This window comes from Streptomyces sp. NPDC059456, from assembly GCF_042750055.1.
Lineage (GTDB): Bacteria > Actinomycetota > Actinomycetes > Streptomycetales > Streptomycetaceae > Streptomyces.
In genome coordinates this window covers 1-2,475 of the sequence record NZ_JBHYVA010000951.1, presented here as the reverse complement: position 1 = coordinate 2,475, position 2,475 = coordinate 1, and the positions used below count along the sequence as shown (strand labels likewise).

Sequence of the window (2,475 nt, the reverse complement as noted above, 5' to 3'; positions counted from 1 at the left end):
CGCCTGCCCTGGGCGCGGCCGCCCCCACGGCCCCCGTGGCCCCAGCCGGGTCCACCCAGTCGCTGCCGCTCGCCCCGCTGGGCCCCGCGGCCGACAGGTCCCCCGGCGTCCCCGGCATGAGCACCTCGCCGCGGCTGCCCGAAACCCAGGGGCTGCCTCAGCGCGAGGTCAAGAGGTTCTCGCTGGTCGGCGTCGTCTGGGACGACGCGAGCACGCAGCTGTTCGGCCGGGTCCAGGTCCGCACCCGCGCGGTGGGCACCGGGAGCTGGTCCGGCTGGCAGGACATCGAGACCCACAACAGCGAACACGCCCCCGACCTCGGCACCACGGAGAGCGGCTCCGGCCGGCTCCGAGGCAGCACCGCCCCGCTGTGGGTCGGCGACTCCGACGGCGTCGAGGTCCGCGTCCAGGCGGAACCCGGCACCCCCGCCACCCGCGGGGCCACCCGCGCGGCGGGCCGGCTGCCGTCGGGCATGCGGATCGAACTCGTGGACCCGGGCGCGACGGACCCGGTGACGGTCATCGACGCCAAGAACGGCGCGTCGGGCACGTCCGACGAACCCGAGGGCGACGACAAGGGCGACGTCGTGGCCCTGCCGGGCATGACCATGGAGGCGGCCGAATCCTCCTCCGCCAACGTCCCGCTGGCCGCACTCGGCGCGAGGGAGATCACCGCACTCGACAAGGCGGACTCCACCGCCGACGCGGTCCTCGCCAGCGAGGGCACCCTCAGCGCGGCGGCCCGCCCGTACATCGGCCCGCGGCCGCGGATCGTCACCCGGCTCGGCTGGGGCGCCGACGAATCCCTGCGCGAGGCGGGCTTCGTCTACACGAGCACCGTCAAGGCGGCCTTCGTGCACCACACCGCCTCCGGCAACAACTACGCCTGCAAGGACGCCCCCGCGGTGCTGCGCAGCCTGTACCGCTACCACGTGATCAGCAGCGGCTGGCGCGACATCGGCTACAACTTCGCCGTCGACAAGTGCGGCACGGTGTACGAGGGCCGGGCCGGCGGAGTCGCCAAGGCGGTGCTCGGCGCGCACACCATGGGCTTCAACACGGACAGCATGGGCATCGCGGTGATCGGCACGTACACGAGCACCACCCCGCCCGCGGCCGCGGTGAAGGCGGTGGCCCAGCTCACGGCCTGGAAGCTGGGCCTGTTCAACCGGGACCCGCGGTCGAAGACGACCCTGAAGTCGGGCGGCGGCAACCTGTTCAAGAAGGGCACGAACGTGAAGCTGAACGTGATCTCGGGACACCGGGACGGCTTCGCGACGGAATGCCCGGGCAAGCTGCTGTACGGCCAGCTCCCCCCGACCCGCACCAGCTCGGCCAAACTCCAGGGCCGCCCCTGACCCCACCGCGCCGGCACGTGCCCGCGTGCGGCGCCGGTGCCGGGCCGGCCCCCGGCAGCCGCGCCGCACGCGCACGCCACCGGGCTACGCTCGAGGGCATGGCCGGCCGCTACGACCCCCTCAACCGCACCGCCGTCCGCGGCGGGCGCACCCCCGTACCCGAGACGGCCTCCGCCCCGCACCCCGGGGCCGGGTCCGGCGCCCTGGTGCGGGAGTGGGAGAGCGGCGGCGTCGACCTCGGGCTGACGCTCGGGCCCCTGCGCCGGGGCCCCGGAGACCCCACCTTCCGCGTCACCCCCGACGGCTCCGTCTGGCGGACCAGCCGGACCCCCGAAGGCCCTGCCACCCTGCGCGTGGCCCTGCGCCCGGGTACGGGGACCGCCGTCGCCGAGGCCTGGGGCCCCGGCGCCCGGTGGATGCTCGACCGCCTGCCCGCACTCCTCGGCTCCGACGACGACCCCGCCGCCTTCGTCCCCCGCCACCGCCTCGTGCTCGCGAGCCACCGCCGCCGCCCCGGCCTGCGGCTGACCCGCACCGGGCTGGTCCTGGAGTCCCTGATCCCGACCGTCCTGGAGCAGAAGGTCACCGCCGACGAGGCGTACCGCGCCTGGCGCCGGCTGGTGTCCTCGTACGGGGAACCCGCGCCCGGACCGCAGAACCTCCCCCCGGGCCTGTACGTCATGCCCGACGCCCGCACCTGGGCGCTGATCCCCTCCTGGGACTGGCACAAGGCCGGCGTCGACATCAAGCGGTCCGCCACCATCGTCCGCTGCGCCCGGGTCGCGAACCGCCTGGAGGAGGCCGCCGCGATGGAGCTCCCGCAGGCCGCCGCCCGGCTGGAGGCCGTTCCCGGCATCGGCCCCTGGACCTCCGCCGAGACCCTGCAGCGCAGCAACGGCGCCGCCGACGCCGTCACCACCGGCGATCTGCACCTGCCCGGCATCATCGGCTGGGCCCTCGCCGGGAACCGGGCCGCCGACGACGCAGAGATGCTGGAGCTGCTCGCCCCGTACGCGGGCCAGCGCCACCGCGCGGCCCGCCTCGTCCTCCTCGCCGGCCACGCACCGCCGCGCCGGGCCCCGAGGATGCGCAGGACGGACATCGGCCGGCTCTGACC

Annotated in this window: 2 protein-coding genes; both read left to right on the top strand. The window is 75.8% G+C overall.

Annotated elements, in window-relative coordinates:
* Positions 1-1,358 (top strand): peptidoglycan recognition protein (locus ACFXA3_RS40960; protein ID WP_385196310.1); only part of this gene is annotated, 1,358 nt, incomplete at its 5' end.
* Positions 1,359-1,456: 98 nt separating this feature from the next.
* Positions 1,457-2,473: a DNA-3-methyladenine glycosylase family protein gene (locus tag ACFXA3_RS40955; RefSeq protein WP_385196308.1), complete on the top strand. Its 1,017-nt coding sequence runs from the start codon at positions 1,457-1,459 to the stop codon at positions 2,471-2,473.
* Positions 2,474-2,475 lie beyond the last annotated feature (2 nt).

Coding starts and splice junctions, on each gene's coding strand:
- ACFXA3_RS40955 (WP_385196308.1), top strand. CDS start 1,457: ATGGCCGGCCGCTACGACCCCCTCAACCGCACCGCCGTCCGCGGCGGG.